12 protein-coding genes are annotated in these 18,364 nt (G+C 70.2%); 4 read left to right on the forward strand and 8 right to left on the reverse strand.

Annotated features, from left to right (window positions below; genetic code table 11):
- Positions 1 to 587 precede the first annotated feature (587 nt).
- The 5 genes from ACFQ9R_RS31250 to ACFQ9R_RS31270 all read right to left on the reverse strand — a co-directional run bounded on the left by ACFQ9R_RS31250 (position 588) and on the right by ACFQ9R_RS31270 (position 8,926).
- Positions 588 to 1,910, reverse strand: coding sequence for a S1 family peptidase (locus ACFQ9R_RS31250; protein WP_378995807.1), 1,323 nt, complete (start codon positions 1,908 to 1,910; stop codon positions 588 to 590).
- A gap of 91 nt (positions 1,911 to 2,001) precedes the next feature.
- Complete coding sequence (locus ACFQ9R_RS31255; protein ID WP_378995809.1) at positions 2,002 to 3,363, reverse strand: S1 family peptidase; 1,362 nt, start codon at positions 3,361 to 3,363, stop codon at positions 2,002 to 2,004.
- Between the two features lie 118 nt (positions 3,364 to 3,481).
- Complete coding sequence (locus tag ACFQ9R_RS31260) at positions 3,482 to 4,576, reverse strand: hypothetical protein (protein ID WP_378995811.1); 1,095 nt, start codon at positions 4,574 to 4,576, stop codon at positions 3,482 to 3,484.
- 44 nt (positions 4,577 to 4,620) lie between these two features.
- Positions 4,621 to 7,131, reverse strand: coding sequence for a LuxR C-terminal-related transcriptional regulator (locus ACFQ9R_RS31265; protein WP_378995813.1), 2,511 nt, complete (start codon positions 7,129 to 7,131; stop codon positions 4,621 to 4,623).
- On the reverse strand, positions 7,124 to 8,926 hold the full coding sequence (locus ACFQ9R_RS31270) for an Hsp70 family protein (protein ID WP_378995816.1): 1,803 nt from the start codon (positions 8,924 to 8,926) through the stop codon (positions 7,124 to 7,126). The genes ACFQ9R_RS31265 and ACFQ9R_RS31270 overlap by 8 nt, the downstream gene beginning before the upstream one ends.
- Before the next feature lie 292 nt (positions 8,927 to 9,218).
- Between ACFQ9R_RS31270 and ACFQ9R_RS31275 the strand changes: the two genes are divergently transcribed.
- From ACFQ9R_RS31275 to ACFQ9R_RS31285, 3 genes are read left to right on the forward strand one after another with little or no spacing between them, the layout of a single operon-like run.
- Positions 9,219 to 11,759: an IniB N-terminal domain-containing protein gene (locus ACFQ9R_RS31275; protein ID WP_378995818.1), complete on the forward strand. Its 2,541-nt coding sequence runs from the start codon at positions 9,219 to 9,221 to the stop codon at positions 11,757 to 11,759.
- Positions 11,760 to 11,776: 17 nt separating this feature from the next.
- Positions 11,777 to 13,615, forward strand: a complete 1,839-nt coding sequence (locus ACFQ9R_RS31280; RefSeq protein WP_378995820.1) for a dynamin family protein — start codon at positions 11,777 to 11,779, stop codon at positions 13,613 to 13,615.
- On the forward strand, positions 13,612 to 15,180 hold the full coding sequence (locus ACFQ9R_RS31285; protein ID WP_378995822.1) for a dynamin family protein: 1,569 nt from the start codon (positions 13,612 to 13,614) through the stop codon (positions 15,178 to 15,180). The genes ACFQ9R_RS31280 and ACFQ9R_RS31285 overlap by 4 nt, the downstream gene beginning before the upstream one ends.
- A gap of 4 nt (positions 15,181 to 15,184) precedes the next feature.
- On the opposite strand, the gene ACFQ9R_RS31290 is transcribed toward ACFQ9R_RS31285, so the two are convergent.
- From ACFQ9R_RS31290 to ACFQ9R_RS31300, 3 genes are all read right to left on the reverse strand, one after another.
- Positions 15,185 to 15,460 carry a hypothetical protein gene (locus ACFQ9R_RS31290; RefSeq protein WP_378995824.1) on the reverse strand — a complete coding sequence of 92 codons (276 nt, stop codon included), beginning with the start codon at positions 15,458 to 15,460 and terminating at the stop codon, positions 15,185 to 15,187.
- A gap of 76 nt (positions 15,461 to 15,536) precedes the next feature.
- Complete coding sequence (locus tag ACFQ9R_RS31295) at positions 15,537 to 15,839, reverse strand: hypothetical protein (protein ID WP_378995826.1); 303 nt, start codon at positions 15,837 to 15,839, stop codon at positions 15,537 to 15,539.
- Between the two features lie 20 nt (positions 15,840 to 15,859).
- Entirely contained in the window at positions 15,860 to 17,548 is a 1,689-nt protein-coding gene (locus tag ACFQ9R_RS31300) for an MFS transporter (RefSeq protein WP_378995828.1), read from the reverse strand.
- 105 nt (positions 17,549 to 17,653) lie between these two features.
- Between ACFQ9R_RS31300 and ACFQ9R_RS31305 the strand changes: the two genes are divergently transcribed.
- Positions 17,654 to 18,118 carry a MarR family winged helix-turn-helix transcriptional regulator gene (locus ACFQ9R_RS31305; protein WP_378995830.1) on the forward strand — a complete coding sequence of 155 codons (465 nt, stop codon included), beginning with the start codon at positions 17,654 to 17,656 and terminating at the stop codon, positions 18,116 to 18,118.
- Positions 18,119 to 18,364 lie beyond the last annotated feature (246 nt).

Consider the following 18,364-nt stretch of genomic DNA (forward strand, 5'->3'; position numbering starts at 1 on the left):
GTTAGGCGCCGCGGAATCGCTCCTTCGTCGCATCTCCGCGGCGCCTAACCGGCGGCCCGGCCGCGGACCGGCCACTTCGTGGCCGCCGCTCCCTAGGGGTCGCGGGGGCGGGGTTGGGAGTGCGGTCATGGCGGACCCGGGGTGCACGGTGTGGCTGGTGGTGCGGCGGACTTTGGGTGGAGGTTGGGGCTGGTAGGGCGGTGGTGTGGCGGTCTTTGGGTGGAGGTTGGGGCTGGTAGGGCGGTGGTGCGGCGGACTTTGGGTGGAGGGCGTGGCTGGGGTGCGGTAGCGAGTCAGAGGTACGAGGCGGGTGTGGATGTTTTTAGTGCGGTAGGCGCCTGGTTGGGGGGCTGTGCGGAGGTGGTGGGGGTTGGGTGGCGGGGGTGACCCGCTGATCACGTGCGGACAGGGGTAACTCCGCAGCCACCTCCCAGCCGATACGCGCATGACGTAAGGCCGAGGGCTGACGGTCGAGCTACCGGACGACACGCTGAAGACTCGGGGGAGGGTGCCTAGGCAGCCGAAAAGGCCGGTAGCGGGAGTGCTACCGGCCTTTTCGGGGCTGCTCTGTGCCTACATGGTGGTGATCAGTTGGTGCGGACCGACAGACCGGGGTTGTCCGAGAGGACGACGGTCAGGGGCTGGGCGAACAGCTGGGGGGTGTCGCCGGTGATGGCACCGATGATGTTCGGGATCTCGCAGATCGGGAAATCCGCGACCGAGGAGGCGCTGGAGATGCCGAGGGCCAGGCGGCCGGTGACGATGGCGCCGCCGGAGTCGCCGGGGAGGGCGCAGATGTTGGCCGAGAAGCTCTGGGTGAGCTGGCGGTCGCCGACCTGGACGGTCTGGTCGACACCGTTGATCACGCCGCAGCTGAAGCCGGTGCGGGCACCGGACTTGCAGACGGGGGCGCCGACCACGGGGGTGGCCACGCCGTCGACGGCGATGGGGGCCTGGCCGGGGATGCGGACCAGGTTGTTCTCGAAGCGGGCGCGCGCATTGTCGTTGACGCGAATGATCGAGTAGTCCTGCTCACCGAGCACCGACTTCTGGAAGGTGCCGAGCTGAGCGCCCGCACGGTCGCCGTTGACCTCGTACACGGCGGCGGCGTTGCCGGTGCCCGCCGACTCGATGTCGGGGTTGCAGTGGCCCGCCGAGATGTTGATGACGTTGCCGGAGCGGTCGGTGCCGTTGAAGCCGAGCGAGCAGCGCAGCGAGCTGCGGCCGATCACCGAGGCGTAGCCGTCGCCGCCTGCCAGCGCACCGTTGCCGTCACCGGCGACGGGGGTGGCGGTCAGGTCGACGCGCTCGCCCGCCACCGGCGGTGCGGTGACGATGACGCGGGAGGGGTCGATGAAGCTGGGCAGCGGGAGCCCGGCCTGCTGCACGCGGACCGCGATCGAGTTGTTCACGGTGTCGACGACGACGCCACGCACCAGCGCGGAGATCTCCGGCGGTGCGGCGGCGAGCCAGTTCTCGAAGGCGGTCTTCTCGCCGCGCAGGGTGGACTCGCTCTTGGCGACGTTGCGGACCTCGAAACCGGCCGACTGCGCGGCTTCCCGGGCCTGGTCGGCGCCGGGGCCGTGCGACAGCGCGATGACGGCGTTGCCCTGGTCGCTCAGCCAGGAACCGGCGAAGACCTGCGGGAACTGACGCTGCGCGGTGGTGGAGAACGCGGCGACCTGCTGCGCGACATCGGCGCGGCGCAGGTATTCGTCGGGGGAGATCTTCAGATCCCGGGTGACCGCCTCGATGAGCTGGGCGGGCAGATCTGCGCGCGCGGGCTGCGCGTCGGCAACCGCCATCGTGGGGCCGAACAGCAGAAACGCCGCCGAAGCGGCGATTATCGATTTCCGAGCTCTTCTCGAGCTTCGCGCGGACGGGGTACGACCCATACGTGGCAGGAGCATGATCGGAACTATATGGGCTCGAGCGACTTATGCCTACTCGGACCGGGCAAGAGATTTCGCTCACCCGGTCCGGTCGGTGATTTGTCCCCGCTCAGCCCGCGTTGGGCTTGGTGCGCACCATGATTCCGGTGCCGAGGCCGCCGCCCGATGTGGCCTCGATGTCGGCCAGGATGGGCCGGATCGGGACGCCGAGCGACGCGGTGCCGCCGTAGGGGGCGAGCTGGGTGTTGGCCTCGGTGCAGTTGGGCGCACCAGAGGCGTTCGAGCCGCTGGTGATGCCGAGGGCGAGCGTGCCGGACACGATGGCGCCACCGCTGTCGCCGCCGAGGGTGCAGGCGGTGCTGGCGAAGCCGCGGATCGTCTTGCTGACGCCCGCCTCGGTGAACAGCTGGGTCTCCACGTGATCGGCCGAGACGAACCCACAGGTGAAGGTGGAGGACTGGCCGGTCTTGCAGACCGGTGCGCCGGTGACGGGTTCGGCGGTGCCGGTGATCGTCAGGGTGGTGCCCTCGGCGCCGCGCACGCGAGGCTGGTCCATGCCCGCGTTCACCGCGCGCTCGTTGAGCTTGATCACCGAGTAGTCCAGCGAGGCGGGGCCGCCGAGTACCGCGCGGGCGAAGGTGCCGACTTCGGGACTGTTGGGGATGTCGCGCACGTTCGGGACGTAGACCGAGGCCGTGCCGCCGTTGTCGACGTTCGGGTTGCAGTGGCCCGCGGAGATATTGAGCGCGTTGCCCGCGGCGTCGGTGCTGTTGAACCCGAACGAGCAGACGTCCACGCCGCGCAGGTCGGCGTCGTGCAGGTCCTTCTTCGCGGTGATGTAGGTGTCGCCGCCCATCGGCTTGTACTCCACCGGGCCGCCGCCGCCGGGCGAGAGCACCACCTTGATGGTGGCGATCAGGGTGGGCAGGTTGAGCATGTGGCCGGTGCCGGTGTTGGCCACGTTGAGCACGAGCTGGCTGTTGAGCACGTCGATCGCGATCGAGCTGATCGGCGCGGAGATCGCGGGCGGCAGGCTGGCGACCCACTGACTCAGTTGCACCAGCGCGCCTTCCAGCCCGCCGGCCGAGATCGGCGCGAGGTGAGTCTGGTAGCCGGCGGCGGTGACGAGCTTGCCCGCCTCGGCATCGGTGGTGGCGACGACGGCCTTGCCCTCGGGCGTGAGCCAGGCGCCGGCGAAGGTGTCGGGGTTCGCGGCGCGGAAGTCGGTCGCGTAGTCGCGCAACTGCTGGGCGCGCGCGGCACGATCGAGGTACTCGGTGGGGGTCATCCCGAGGTCACGCGACAGTGCGGTCACCAATTCACCGGGTAACGCATCGGCCGAAAGTTGTAGTGGCGCAGCAGGTTCCGATGACGCGATGCCGGATCCGAGCAGGGGTGCGAGAAGAACAGTCGCGGCGAACCCGGCGGAGGCTGCCTTGACCGCGGCGCGACGCGCCACCAACTTGCGCATGAAATCCCTTCGTCGACAACCAGTGACCGAGAACACCGCCGGCGGCGATCATGTCGGTCAGCGCATCACTCTAGGGCACGCTCGCCCAGCTGGCGCGGTTACCGTCCGGCTGCTGGATTCAGCGCTGCCCCGGGATGGTCAGGGGCGCGGGGAGATAGCCCGGCGGGTAGGTCCCGAAGGGCGACCGGGGCTTGGTGGTGGTGGGGCTCGGTGGGGTCGTCGGCGGGGTGGTGGTCGGCTCCGGGGTGGTCGTCGGCGGCGCCTCGGTGGTCGTCGGCTCCGGTTCGTCGGTCGTGGTGACCGGCGGGGGCGTGGTCGACTCGACGACCGGCGGCGGAGGCGGCGCGGGCGCCGAGGTGGGCGACAGCGTTTCCGGGCTGGCATCGGAAATCGTCGGCGGTGCGACGGTTTCGGAATCGCGGATCAGGACCGAGACCGCGACCCCGCCGAGCAGCAGGCCGATGAGCGCGGCGGCGGCGATCAGCAGCGGGGTCTTGTTGCGCGCGGGTTCGCGGGCGGGCACCACCGCGGGCTCCGCGATCGGGGCGGGCGCGATCGGCGCCATCGCCTTCGTCGGCAGCGGTGAGACCGGCAGCGCCGCCGAGTATGCCTGCGCGGTCACCGCGGGCGGCGGCAGCGCGGGCATCACATCGGTGGCGATCGTGGCGTTCTCGGTGACGATCGGGTCGGGCGGGGTCGCGCCGGCCGGGGTGGCCAGCACCGCGACCAGCGCCGCCTGGGCGGCGGCGTTGGCGAAGGTCTTACCGGGATCGGCGCCGTTCGCGGGCTGGGGCAGCTCGTCCTCGCCGAGCAGGGCCACGGACTTCAAGCCCAGATAGTCCAAAGCCTCGCGTACGCCGCGCACGACCTCGGTCGACCAGGCCGCGGGGTGGGTGGCGTAGAACTCGGCCGGGCCGCTGAGGTGCTCGGTGGTGAGATCGATCAGGCAGAACATCGCCGTCGCGAGGAGGTCTTCGGCACGGTAGGCCTCGCCGCCGTCGACATCGACACCGGCCGGATCCCCGATCGCGCGCACGAAACCGGCGATCGAGTGGGCATGCCCGGTGGGAGCTGGTCCGCCGAGGGCGGCGTCACCGTCGTCGGACATGTGCAGAACCGAAGCACGCTCGATCACCTGAACCGTGCCGTCCTCGGTGACCACCGCGGCGATACATTCGTCATCGGCGATACGCAGGCCGACCCCAGTGGCCATCGGCGGAACACCCCTCACTTCGGCGTCGACATCGTCCGCGCGAGTCACACCAGCAATCGGCCGTGTCCCATCGCGCGCAGCATTGACAGTAATTCCGATCGTGAGCGCGCGCCTAGTCGACGTCGGATCCGCGCGACGTGATGCTCTACGGTCTTCGCGGAAATGTACAGCCTCGCGCCGATCTCGCGATAGGTCAGACCGAGCAGGACCAGCTCGGCCACCTCGCGTTCCCGGTCGCTCAGTGCGCCGGACTCGCCGGTCAGGGGCGTGGGACCGGCTGCGGGCGGCTGTGGTTGTGTGGTCGGTCGCAGCGGCTCGACCGGCTGGGCTTGCGTGCGCACCGAACGCGCGAGCTTGAGCAAGGCGGTGGCGGTGGTCGAGTCGCTCGCCGCGAGGGCTGCCTCGCTGGCCAGGCGGGCGGCGTCCCAGGTGAGCCCGAGCTCGGCCAGTGCCGAGACCGCGGCCTCCACATCGGCCGCAGCCACCTGCCCCCGCAGCACGAGCACCCAGGTGCGCCCGGCGTCGGCCAGCACGGTGGCCTGCCGGTCACCCGCTTCCGCCGCCGTCTTCAGCGCGTGGGCGTGGGGCAGCAGCGCTCGGGGCGACTCGTCGGCCAGCGCGGCCTGCACGCCGTACCAGTGAAAGGAATTGGTCCAGGCGGGTGCGCGGCCCACTTTGCGGACCAGCACCCTGGCGGCATCGACGAGCGGTTCGATCCGGCGCGCGTCGCCAAGGCGGATACCGGCCAGCCACAGTTCGCCGATCGGCAACAGGCTCAACAGGTCGGCTTCCAGCTCGTCGAACAGTGGGCAGGCCGCGTGCCACGCGCGAGCCAGGGCGGCGTGATCGCCGGCGCGCCGGGCCAGTCCCACGGTCAGGGCGTGGGCGAGGAGTTGATCGCGGGGCGCGAGGGCGGGGATGTCGATCTCGGCGAGAGTGCTCGCGGCACGGCGTTCGTCGCCGCCGAGCAGTGCGGTCCACGCCGTCAGCACCGGAAGTTGCCGGCCACCACCCATGCCCGCCGCCCGGCGCAGCGCGTCACCGGCGCGACGGGGCTCGCCGCTGCCGAGGCAGAGCAGCGTGGCGATAGAGACCGCCGAGCAGGGCAGATAGCGATCGTCGCCGGTGTCGGTGTTGCCCGCCTGGATCAGGGCGGAAATCGCCGCGGCCGTTCCGGTTCCGTGCGGGTCGAGCGATTCGTCGAGCGCGCCCGCGATCAGCCGAGCGCCCGCGTCGGCCTCGGTCGGCGGCCAGTGCTGTGCTGCTTCGGACATGCGCGCGGCGCCGGCCTGTTCACCGGCCAGGGTGAGGACCATCGCCGCAGGCGCCCAGTCGGCGCCGATTCGGTCGGGTCCGAGCCAGTTGTACAGGCCGGCCGCACGGCTCACCAGTCCTCGGCGGATGAGCACGCTCGCGCAGATGCGCACCGCGGCGACGAGGTCGGCGCGTGCGACGTTCTCGGCGGTCAGCAGCGGTTCGGCCAGGCGTAGCGCGGTGTCGGTGTCGCCCGCGTGCGCGGCGGCCTCGGCCCAGCGCAGCGCGATCGACTCCATTGCCGCGCCTGCCGCGGCCGCCGCGGCGTAGCAGCGGGTCGCCTCGTCGGATTTCTCGGCTGTGCGACAGAGGAACTCGGCGAGCCGGGCATCGACGACGCCGGACTCGGCCAGGATCAGTGCGGTGCGATCACGGAGCAGACCCGCGTCGAGGCGCGCGGTGAGCAGCCTGCGCTGCACATCGACATATCGACGATCGCCGAGCAACGTCCGCAGCGGACCGACGGCGGGCGCGAGGAGCAGGTCGGCATCGGTGACCAGGGCGCCCGACCTGGCCCGGTCGATCAGGTCGTGGGCGGTGGCGGTGTCGACACCGAGCACCTCGGTGAGTTCTGTCGCGTCCAGTCCGGTTCCGGTCGCCGCGATGACCAGCGTTTCGAGCAACTCGGGTTCGACCGCTTCCAGCAGCGTTCGCGTCCAGACGGTGACGGCTTCGTCGACCGCTGCCTCACAGGTCTCCAGCGACGCGGCGTGGGCGCCCTTCAACGCCGCGACGACACCGCCGGGAATGCCCGCCGTGAGCTGATGGATACGCGCCGCGAGCGGCTGGGACACGGCCACGCCGAGTTCCCTGGCGAACGAGGTGATGTGGGCACTTCCCAGTGCTCGCAGATCCACCGTGCGGCCGTTGCGTGCCACCGCGTCGGCCAGCGCGCGCAGCTGGGGATCGTGTGGCCGAGGCTGGGTGGTCAGCACCACCGAGCGTTGCCCGGTTTCGATGGCCTCGCAGAGTGCGCGAAGCTCGGCGTCGCTGTAGCTGTGGATATTGTCGGCGACGAGCACTGCCCGGTCGGGAACCCCGTTCTCGACATCGTCGGCGGCGGATTCGACCACCGGTATGCCGCGGCGACGCAGGCGTGCGCGAACGGCGTCGAGCAGGAAAGTCTTTCCGGTCCCGGCTCGGCCGCGGATCAAGAGCAGCACCGTCTGCTGGTCGGCGTTGTCGAGATCGCGGAAAATGGTTCGGGCATTCGGGAAGGTGTCGTGGGCGATCTCAGCCACCATTTCCTCCGAGGACCTTGCCGGGCAGTTGCGTACCCGATTCGAGGGTTTCGCCGACCGCGCCGCCCACGTCGTCGAGCAGGCCGCCGGGGTCGACCTTGATGGTGGGGACCTGCGGCCGGGTCGGTGCGGGAGCGGGAGCGGGCGCCGGGGCGGGTGCTGGTGCGGGGGCAGGTGCCGGAGCCGGGGCGGGCGCCGGGGACTGCCCTGCGGGCGGCGCCTGGGCCGGTTGCTGCTCGGTGGGGCCTGGCTGGCCCGCTGTCGCCGGTGTTCCGTCGGCGGGTGCTCCACCGGTGGGTGCTCCGGCGGGTGCCGGAGTTCCCGCCGCGGGCGTGCCGCCAGGAACCCCGGCGTCGGTCGTACCGACCGGGATCGCGCCCGATGTCGCTGGTGTGCCGACGGCACCCGGCTTGGCCGGGTCGGTGACCACGGAGTTCGTGGCATTCGCCGTGCCGGCCGCACCGCCCGCGCCGGTCGCCGCGGGGGCGCCGGGGACCGATGGGGCGACGGTGGTCTCGGCGGGTCCGGTGGGTGAGAACTGGGTGGCGCCACCGAGGGCGAGGGTGCCGGTGGCGAGCGCGGCCATGGTCAAGGCCGCCGCCGCGACGATCGCCGAGCGTTTGGCCGTGAACATCTTGGTCCGTACCGGCTCGGACGGTGGCAGTGCGAGTCCCTCGGCAACCGGTGCCGCAGCAGCCGATGCCGGTGCTACCGGCACGACCGGGATGGCCTCGGTGGGCACGCTGATCGCGGCGACATCGAGGGCGATCTCGGCCGCGCCGCGTGCCGTGCAGGTCGCCGGGTCGGCGCAGGCGATCACCGGCACGCCGAATTCGGTCGAGATCAGCTCGGCGACCAGGGGAATCGCGCCACCGCCACCGGTGAGCAGCACCCGGCCGACATCACCGAGGGTGAGTTCGGCGCGGCGCATCGCGTCCTGGAGCAGGCTCATCGAGTCGAGCAGGATCGGGCGCAGCAGATCTTCGAGTTCGCCCCGGGTCAGCCGGACCTGTTCGGTGTGGATCGCGGGGTTGAGCATGCCGACCGGAATCGCCGTCGCGGTAATTCTGGAGAGTTCTTCTTTCGCAATTCTGCAGCGTTCTCGCAATGCCGACAATTCTTCTTCGACAACGGGATCGAATGGATCTATGTCGTTTCCGTTCAGAACATTTGCCAGCACATAGCGCATGGTCAGTAGATCGAATTCGGAACCGGCGATCGCGGTGCTGTGCACCGGGGTGCCGAGCAGTCCGGCCTGCTCGCCGGTGCGCAGGACCGACACGGTCGAACCGCTCGCGCCGAGGTCGTACACGACCAGCGCGCCGTCTTCGAGCTGTCCGTGCTCGATCTCGTATCGGCGCACCGCGGCCAGCGGCTCGGGCACCAGCGTCACTTCGGGCAGGCCGGCGCGGGCCAGCGCGGACCTGGCGGCCTCGACGGTGTGCTCCGGCCACCATGCCGGGTAGCACGCGACGGTGGTGGGCACCTCGGTGGCGACACCGGAGAGTTCGGCGATCAGCGCACGGGTCGCGGCGGCGACCAAATCGGCTGCGTCGTGGGTGGAACCGTCCTCGGCCAGCAGATCCACCGGATCGCCGACCCTGGACACGTAGTCGTCGACGACAACCCCGCGATGGTGGCGCGTGGTGTCGGCGAAGCTCACCGATCCGTCGGCGCCGAGCATCAGTGCGCTGCGATGGGTGCGAACGGTGGCACCGGTCCCGTCGGCTGTCGTGGCCGCGGCGGCCGAATTCGCCGCTCCGACAGTGATGCCGAGCGCCAGACGCTCTGTCATTGGACAACCCCGTTCGCAGGACTTCCGGTGGGCCGGTAAACGCTTGTGTACAGCGAGATCGCCGATGGCAGCGTCCCACTCGATCTGTCGGTTGCTAGGGGACAGCTGTTACCTGCGATGGGGCAAGTACGGGGAAATTCCCCTAATCGGTGGTCGGCCCCTAATGGGGTCCGCCCGGCGGGACTAGGTATTCGCCCCGTTACCTGTAACGACGGGCCCGCCTAGCGTGAAAGACATTCCAACGACAAACAGATCGGGCGTCACCGCCCATGATCTGGAGGAGCTGATCTCGATGACACCGAACGCGATTCTGGAGTTCATCCTCAATCTGCTGCGCGACCCCGAGGCCGCGGCCGGCTACTGCGCCAACCCGTGCCTCGCGCTGGCTGAGGCAGGCCTCGTGGTGACCCCGGAGGACATTTCCGCTGTCGCCCCCATGGTGGCGGAATCCGCGCTGGTCAGCGGCGGCTCCCAGTTGCAGGCGATCGTAGCCGCCGGCGCCGCGGCGAGCACGAGCGCGGCCCTGGCAGGCACAGCCACCGCTGCCGCCGCCGTCACCGCGGCCGCGGCGGCCGATGCCGAACTCGACCTCGGTCTCGACGCCGGCCTCGGCGCTGTGGCCTCGGTCGTCGCCGGCGCCGCCGCCCAGGTAGGCGCCGGCCTCGATGTGGCACTCGACGCCGTCACCGGCGCGAACGTCGATGTGAACGCCGGCCTCGGCGCCGACCTGGCCGCCGGTGTGACCGGCGCCCTCGGCGCCGACCTGGCCGCCGGTGTGACCGGCGCCCTCGGCGCGGGCCTCGGCCTGAACGGCGCGATCGACAGCGCCCTCGACCTCGGCGCGAACCTCGGCGGAGCGCTGAACGGTGCGGTGGGTGTTGGTGGTGATCTTGCTGCTGGTCTGGGTGGTGCGCTGAACGGCGCGGCCGGTGTTGGTGGTGACTTGGCTGCTGGTCTGGGTGGTGCTGTGAACGGTGCGGTGGGTGTCGGTGGTGATCTTGCCGCTGGTCTTGGCGGTGCGCTGAACGGTGCGGTGGGTATTGGTGGTGATCTTGCCGCTGGTCTCGGTGGAGCGCTGAACGGCGCGGCCGGTGTCGGCGCGGATCTCGGTGCGGGTCTCGACACCACGTTGTCCGGTGGAATCGGTGCCGGTCTCGATGGTGCCCTGTCGGGAGCGGTCGGCGCGGGGACCGACCTTGCCGCGGGTCTTGGCGGCAGCCTGGCCGGCTCGGTCGGTGCGGGTGCTGGTCTCGGTGGGGCGCTCACGGGCGCGGCTGGTGTTGGTGGTGACCTGGCTGCTGGTCTGGGTGGTGCTGTGAACGGCGCGGTTGCCGGCGCGGATCTTGGTGCGGGTCTCGACACCACGTTGTCCGGTGGAATCGGTGCCGGTCTCGACGGTGCCCTGTCGGGTGCGGTGGGCGCGGGGACGGACCTTGCCGCGGGTCTCGGGGGCAGCCTGGCCGGCTCGGTCGGTGCGGGCGCTGGTCTCGGTGAGGCGCTCACGGGTGCGGTCGGCGCGGGGGCCGAACTCGAGACCGGGCTGGATGCTGCGCTGGGCGGTGCCGCCGGTGCGGGTGTGGGTCTGGGCGGTGCGCTCACGGGTGCGGCAGGCGCAGGCGCGGATCTCGCCGCTGGTCTAGACGGCGCGGTGGGTACCGGAGTCGGTCTCGGTGGCGAGCTGACCGGTGCGGCCGGTGCCGGTCTGGGTGGCGCGTTGTCGAGTGCGGTCGGTGCGGGTGCTGGTCTCGGCGGGGCGTTAGCCGTGGGTGGCGATATCGCCACCGACTTGGATGGTGCGGTCGATGTCGCCGCTGGTCTCGATGCCGGTCTGAGCGGTGCGACCACCGCCGCGGGAGGACTCGGTGCCGGCGTCGGCGGTGGTCTCGGTGCCGCAGCCAACGCGGGCACGCAGGCTGCCGGTGGGCTCGGCGCCGCAGCCAACGCGGGCGCGCAGGCCGCCGGCGGGCTGGGCGCGGCCGCCACCACGTCGGCGATCACTGGTCTCGACGGCGTGGTCGGCGCGGGCGCGGACCTGGGCACCGGTCTCGAAACCGGGTTGGGCGGCGCAGTGTCGGCGGGTACGGATCTGACCGGTGGCTTCACAGGTGGGGCAGGGTTCGGGGTCGACGAACTGCTCACCGGCGGCGGCTCCGGACAGATCACGACCGGAGTGGAATCAGCGCTGTCCACCACGTCGGGCATCGGGCTGACCACCGGTCTGCACGGCGGCCTCGAGACCGCGACGACTGTAGGCACCGACGTGACCGGTTCGCTCGCCTCGGGTGCGCAGGCAGGAGTGAACGGCGCAGTCGATCTGGCCGGTGGCGCCCACACGGGCCTCAACGGTGTGGCCGACGCAGGCGCCGGCCTCGCGGGTTCCGCCGTCGGCGGTGCCCAGACCGGGTTGACCGGTGCCGTGGAGACCGGCCTGACAGGTTCCGCGATCGGTGGCGCCGAAACGGGAACCGGTCTCGAGACCGGCCTCGGCGGACTCGGCGATGCGGGACTGTCGGGCGCGGTCACCGGCGGCACCCAGGTGACCGGCGGCTTCACCTCCGCCGTCGACGGCGCGGCGCAGGGCGGCACCGCCGCGGTCGGCGGCCTCTCCGGCCAGACCACGTCGACCTCGACCACCCAGATCGATGCTTCCGGCACCACGCATGGCGCGGTCACCACCGCGGCCGACACCTGGTCCGGCGTCGACGTATCGAGCGCATTCGGTTCGGGCCTGCACGGTTCCAGCCTCGGTGGTGCCGAGACCTCGCTGTTCGGTGAATCGAGCACCGTCACCGACACCGGTGCCGACGTGCACACCGACGGACTGTTCCACTGAGCGAAACGGGCGAAGGGATGACTGTTCTCGCACCGAACGTGGTGCCGCTGACGACGGTGTTGTCCGACACCGTCGCGGCGGCCCACGCCGCGGGCCGTGACGACCTGGTCGGGCGTCTGGAGAAGGTGGCCGTGCGGGTGCGCGACCCGCGGCACCGGATCGTCGTCACCGGTCAGCTCGGTCAGGGCAAGAGCAGGTTCGTGAACGCACTGCTCGGGTTGGATGTGTGCCGGGTCGGCGACGACGCGACCACCGTGTTGCCCCTGCAGCTGTCCTACGGCGCGCAGCAGCGGGCGTACCTGGTGCTCACCGCGCCGGGTACCGACGAATCGCGGGTCGAGATCCCGTTCGACGAGATCGGAACCGTCGATACCCGCACGCCACTGGCGCAGGGCAGACAGGTCGTGCGGATCGAAGCCGAGCTGCCCAGTCAGCTGCTGGCCGACGGCATCGTCCTGATCGATACCCCTGGCGTCGGCGGCCACGGAAGTGCCGGCACCGCGGGCGTGCTCAGCCTGGCCGCGGCCGCCGACGCCGTGCTTGTGCTCTCGGATGCCTCCACCGAGCTCACCGAACCCGAACTCACCTTCGTCCGGCAGATCCGCGAAATGTGTCCCGTGGTCGCCGTTCTGCTCACCAAGACCGACCTCTACCCGCACTGGCGGCAGGTGCTGGAGGCCGACCGAGCCCATCTGACGCGCGCGGAAACCGATGTCGCCCTGATCCCGGTATCGGCGCTGCTGCGTGCGCACGCCCTGCGCTTGCAGGACGCGCAGCTGGGCCTGGAGTCCGGTTTCGGCGTGCTGTTCGGTTTCCTGCGCGATCGGGTCGTCGCCCGTGATCAGGCGGTCACGCGGCAGGCCGTGGCTCGGGAATTACATTCGGCCGCAGAGCATCTGGCGCTGGCGCTGGGCAGCGAGCTGGTGGCGCTGCGCGATCCGGCCAGTGGCGCGGCAGCGGTCAACGAGCTGCAGTCGGCGCGTGCGGCCGCCGAGGAGTTGCAGCGGCGCACCGCGAGCTGGCAGCAGACTCTCACCGACGGCATCACCGACCTCGTGGGCGACGTCGATCACGACCTGCGCGATCGTCTGCGCGGCATCGCCCGCACGGGCCAGGAGTGGATCGACGAGAACGACCCGGGCAGGCATTGGGGCGCGATCACGGAATGGCTGACCGGTTCCGTCGATACCGCCCTCGGCGACAACCTTCTGCTGACCCACCGCCGAGCCGAGCTGCTCGCCGAACGGATCGCGGGCCATTTCGCCGAGGTCGGCGCGGTCGATCTGCCGGAGGTGCACTCCGGGATGGACGACGAGAGCGGCCTGGCCAGTTCGGGTTCCCTGGCCGATCTCGAGCCGGATATCGGCTTCACGAGCAAGGTGCTGGTCGGTATGCGCGGCTCCTACGGCGGCGTGCTGATGATCGGGCTCGCCACGACCTTCGCCGGCCTGGCCATGCTGAACCCGATCTCGCTCGGCGCGGGCCTGATCGTGGGCGGCAAGGCCTATCGCGACGACAAGTCGGCCCGGCTGGCGCGCCGCCGCGTCGAGGCCAACGGTGAGGTGCGCCGGTTCCTCGACGACGTGGCGTTCCAGGCAGCCAAGGACACCAAGGACCGGCTGCACCGCATCCACCGTGCGCTGCGCGACCACTTCGCCGGGGTGGCCGAGCGCAGCCTGCGGTCGATCGACGCTTCCCTGCGGGCCGCACAGGAGGCGGCGGCGATGGCCGCCACACACCGCGCCGAGCGCACCGTCGTGCTGGAACGCCAACTGCACGCGGTGGCCGAGTTGCGCCGCTACGCGGAATCGATGCAGATCGAACTGAGACGGGCCGACGGTACGGTATCTGGGTGACCCACCGTTTCGACACCGCCGCGCCCGGCGACCGGACCACACCGAGGATCCTGGCCGAAGCGCACGAGCTGATCGGCGCGGCGGCGCGGGCGTTCGGCCGCGACGAGTACGTGCGCGCGCTGCTGGCCGACTGCGAATACCGCTTGCGTGAGCCGCTGCGGGTCGCGCTGGCCGGTTCGATCAAGGCGGGCAAGTCGACGTTGCTGAACGCGCTGGTGGGCCAGGCCGTCGCCCCGACCGACGCCACCGAGTGCACCCGCGTCGTCACCTGGTACCGCGACGCCGCTACCCCCACGGTCACCGCGCACGCGGTCGACGGCTCGCGCGCGAATGTGATCGTGCGGCGCGGCAGCGGCGCGCACGGACTGACCTTCGACCTGAACGGTCTGAGCTGGGATGCGCGCGGTCCCCGGGCCGTGGACCATCTCGAGGTCGGGTGGCCGTCGGCCGCGTTGTCGCAGACCACGATCATCGACACCCCTGGCACGTCGTCGCTGTCGCGTGAGGTGTCGCTGCGCACCGCGCGACTGCTCACTCCCGCCGATGTCGAGGATGATTCGCGGGCCGCGCCGCTGTCGGTGTCCGGTGCCGACGCCGTTGTCTATCTGTTGCGTCGTCTTGATGCCGCCGACGTGCGTTTTCTCGAGCAGATCGGTGCGGGCGCCGGTGGTGCGGGGCCGCTCGGTGTGATCGGGGTGGTGTCGCGCGCCGACGAGATCGGCTCCGGTCGTATCGACGCGCTGCATTCGGCCCGCGATGTCGCCGCCCGGTTCGCCGACGAGCTGGAGCGAACCGGCCTGTGCCAGGCGGTGATTCCGGTGGCCGGGCTGCTCGCGTTCGCCGCGGCGACCCTGCGACAGCCGGAGTTCGCGGCGTTCGAGGCGCTGTCCACGGTGCCCGCGGAGGATCTCGGGATCGCGTTGCTCTCGGCGGATCGATTCGCTCGCGCCGATGTCGCGCTGCCGGTCGATCCGGAACTGCGTGCGCAGCTGGTCGATCGATTCGGTCTGTTCGGAATTCGCATGGCCACCATGCTGATTCGGCTCGGCGCCCGCGATTCTTCCGCGCTGGCGGCGGAATTGGCGGCTCGCAGCGGGATCGAGGAACTGCGCTCGGTCTTGGAGGTCCAATTCGGCCAGCGCGCTGAGGAATTGAAGGCGCATTCGGCGCTGAGCACGCTGGACCGGATCCTGGCCGCCTACCCCGGTACCGAAGCCGATCGCCTGCGGCCGCGCGTGCGTGCTCGGCTCGCCGATGTGCACGGTTTCACCGAACTCCGGCTGCTCGGGCGCCTGCGCACCGACGAATTGCCGTTGCCGCCACCGGTACTCGCCGACCTGTACCGCATGCTGGGCGGCGCCGGCGTGGCGGCGCATCTACGCCTCGGACTGCCCGCGGAGGCCGACTCGAATTCGTTGCGTGCCACGGCGTTCTCCGCCGTCCGCACCTGGCGTGCCCGAGCGGCCCACCCGCTGGCCGACCGATCGACCGCCACTGCCTGCCGCGCCGCGGCCCGCAGCGCCGAGGGAATTCTGGCCGAACTCCCACAGTCGCGGACCACCTAGCCGGTCAGAGGAAGTAGGCGGTTCCCGAGGAGCTTCCGGTCCCGTACCCCAGGCTCTTCGCGAACTCCCGAATCGCGATCAACGCGTTCCCCACCGGCCCCGGGTCACTGCACGATCCCCCGACCGACGAGAACGTGCACCCGTCATCGGCCACGGCGACGCCGCTGTCGGCCACGGCGCTCCCGGCGGAGGCGACCATCCCCCCGCCGGTCAGGGCGGCGATCACGGCCACCCCGCCGAACGCCCGCTTCCACTGAACCTTGCCCATCGATGCACGCATGCTTCCGAAACTAGTGTTCGGCAAGACTGTTCGCAGCCCTATCGTTGCCCCGAATAATCGGGGCAACGAGCGCTGATCACTCACCCAGTGCCGGCACTACCTCCTCTGCGAGGTACTGCTCGATCCCGCGCCCGGCGCGCTGCGCCTGGATCACGGTGGCGCCGTGCTCCTGAGCCGCAGCCGTCAATTCCTTCCGGGACTCGGCTTCCACCCCACCTCCGATCACCAGCAGGCGAACCTGCTCACGCTCGAGGATCGCGAGCGCCTCGTCGTCGGTGGTCGACCCGAGGACGCGATATCCGAGCCCGCCCACATAGCCGAGCGCGGCATCGACAACTTCGCGCCCGCGCCCGACGGTCAGCAGATCGATTGTGTACATGTGCTTCCACCCTTCATGTTTCATACTGTGACGATTTCCGGCTCATCATCGAGCACGCGCTGTTCCAGCTTTGCCTCCTTCGGCAGGGCGAAGAATCCGAGACACACCAGCAGCAGCATCCCGGCGCCGTAGAACAGCGTGTACCGGAACGTCTGAGCGAAGTTCACCGCGTTGGCCTCGGTGCCCGCTTCCGCGAGTACGCGCGAAACCGCCGCGTCGCCAACAGGATTCGACTGACAACTAGGGGGTGTCACGGCCGGGTCCTCTTCCGCCGACCGGTCGTGCACGCATGCCGCGAACCCGGCCACGATCTGATCCTGGAGCTGTACCGGCATTCCTTCGAGGGCCAGCTCGGCCCGGATCTCGGGCGTCACTGCGGCCACCCCGAGATCGGAATCCCGGTCCAGCGCGGTGAAGAACAGCACGCCGACCAACGCGACGCCCAGCGCGGTTCCCAACTGCTGTCCCGTGTTCAGCAGCCCGGAAGCCGACCCCGCCTCCCGTACCGGCACTTGACCGAGCAGCAGGTCCAGCGTCGGCGCCACCACCATCCCGAACCCCGCACCGGTGATCACCAACGGCAGCGCCATCTGCCAGGAAGTGAACTCGCTCCCGTATCGCACACCCATCGCGCCGTAGAGCGCGAACCCCGTCGCATTCACCAGCGCCCCGGCCATCAACACCCGCCGTCCGTACCTGGCGGCCAGCACGCCGACCGAAAGCCCCGCTCCCACCCCGGCACCCACCGCGAACAGCGCGGAGGTGAGCCCGGCCCGCAGCGGCGACCACCCGAGTCCACCCTGCATGAACAACGTCCACACCAGGAAGAACCCACCCATGGCGATCCAGAAGAGCAGCCAGGTCCCCAGCCCGATCGCGAACGGCCGCGACCGGAACAGTCCGAGGTCGACCAGCGGCGAACGCCCCTTCCGCGCAAGGCCGCGCTCGTAGAACAGGAACCCGGCGAACACCGCGAGAGCCGCACCCATCATCACGAAAGTCCATGCGGGCCAGTCGAGTCGACGTCCTTCGGTCAACGGGTAGACCAGCAGCAGTACCGCGGATACCGACAGCGCCATGCCGACCGGGTCGAGCCGGGGTGGTCTGGCCGACTTCGAATCGCTCATCACGAACCATGCCGCGATGAACCCCGCGATGCCGACCGGAATGTTCACCAAGAAGATCGGCCGCCAAGCCAGCCCGAACAGGTCGGCCTGCACCAGCACGCCGCCGAGCGCGAGACCGACCGCGGAGGCCGACCCGCCGACACCGCTGTAGAGGGCAATCGCTTTGGCCCGCTCCTCCTTCGGGAATGTCGTCTGGATGATGGCCAGGATCTGGGGCACCATCAACGCTCCCATCGCACCCTGCGCGAAGCGGGAGCCGATGAGCACGGTGGGATCGGTGGCCAGCCCGCACGCCGCCGAGGCGATCGTGAAACCGGCCATGCCGGTGAGGAACACGCGTTTGCGACCGTAGATGTCGCCGAGTCGGCCGCCGGTGATCAGCACCGCGGCGAAGGCGAGAACGTAAGCCGCGATGATCCATTCGAGCTGTGAGTACTCGGCGTGCAGGTCGTTCCGGATGCTCGGCACGGCCACATTGACGATGGTCACGTCGAGTAGATCCATGAAGCCGGCGGCCAGCACCACCGCGAACGCGATCCAGCGCCGCGGATCCGGGGCGGGGGGAGTGGGGGAGGTAGTCACGAGAGTCTCTCTTCGAGTAGGGGACCTCTCGAACTATGCACCTCGAGTGATTATCAATCAATAGGGCAATCATGAATGGTGCGTTAATCGGCGTATCGTAGGGGTGTGACCGACCCGACGCAGCTGTCGACCCACGCCGGATTCCTCCTCGGCCAACTGGGCTTCCATACCGCCTACCGCTTCAGCGATCTACTGGCGCCGCTGGGCATCAAGCCCCGCCACTTCGGCATGCTGAAACTCCTGAGCGCCCACGACGGCCGCACGCAGCAGGAACTCGGCGAGGCGCTGGAGATCCACCGCAATGTCATGGTCGGCCTGGTGGACGACCTGGAGAAACGCAACCTCGTGGAACGTCGCCGTCACCCCAGTGATCGGCGCGCATACGCACTCCACCTCCTGCCCGCCGCCCATGCCCTCCTGGCCCGAGCCGAGCAGCGGGTAGCCGAGCTGGACGCCGAACTCCTGTCGCCCCTGTCTCCCGAGGACCGCGCGCTCTTCCTCGATCTCCTGCGCCGAACCGCCGAGGGCAACGGCCTTCGTCCCGGCATCCATCCCGGCCTCACCCGATAGCCCGCCGATGGTCTCCGGACCGTCACGATCGCGCATCGGGGGCTGCAGTTGAGCGCACTCGTGGCAAGAATGGCTCGGGGGCCGGGAAATTTTTTCGGGTGGCGGGAATGAATCGCCGCAGCTACTGGTTGTGCTGATCAACAACATGAGCGGACCTGACTCAACTTCGGGTTGACTCACGGTGGATCTCGAAGGCAGGATTGAGCCCACTGCGCTCAGCGTTGCAATAACCGAACGTCAAACAGG

This window comes from Nocardia sp. NPDC056541 (assembly GCF_042794235.1).
Taxonomy (GTDB): Bacteria; Actinomycetota; Actinomycetes; order Mycobacteriales; family Mycobacteriaceae; genus Nocardia.

What these genes read in the sequence shown, in the direction of transcription:
- ACFQ9R_RS31280 (WP_378995820.1), top strand. Translation starts at nt 11,777, where the DNA reads ATGACTGTTCTCGCACCGAACGTGGTGCCGCTGACGACGGTGTTGTCC.
- ACFQ9R_RS31290 (WP_378995824.1), bottom strand. Translation starts at nt 15,460, where the DNA reads ATGCGTGCATCGATGGGCAAGGTTCAGTGGAAGCGGGCGTTCGGCGGG.
- ACFQ9R_RS31250 (WP_378995807.1), bottom strand. Translation starts at nt 1,910, where the DNA reads ATGCTCCTGCCACGTATGGGTCGTACCCCGTCCGCGCGAAGCTCGAGA.
- ACFQ9R_RS31260 (WP_378995811.1), bottom strand. Translation starts at nt 4,576, where the DNA reads ATGGCCACTGGGGTCGGCCTGCGTATCGCCGATGACGAATGTATCGCC.
- ACFQ9R_RS31275 (WP_378995818.1), top strand. Translation starts at nt 9,219, where the DNA reads ATGACACCGAACGCGATTCTGGAGTTCATCCTCAATCTGCTGCGCGAC.
- ACFQ9R_RS31255 (WP_378995809.1), bottom strand. Translation starts at nt 3,363, where the DNA reads ATGCGCAAGTTGGTGGCGCGTCGCGCCGCGGTCAAGGCAGCCTCCGCC.
- ACFQ9R_RS31295 (WP_378995826.1), bottom strand. Translation starts at nt 15,839, where the DNA reads ATGTACACAATCGATCTGCTGACCGTCGGGCGCGGGCGCGAAGTTGTC.
- ACFQ9R_RS31270 (WP_378995816.1), bottom strand. Translation starts at nt 8,926, where the DNA reads ATGACAGAGCGTCTGGCGCTCGGCATCACTGTCGGAGCGGCGAATTCG.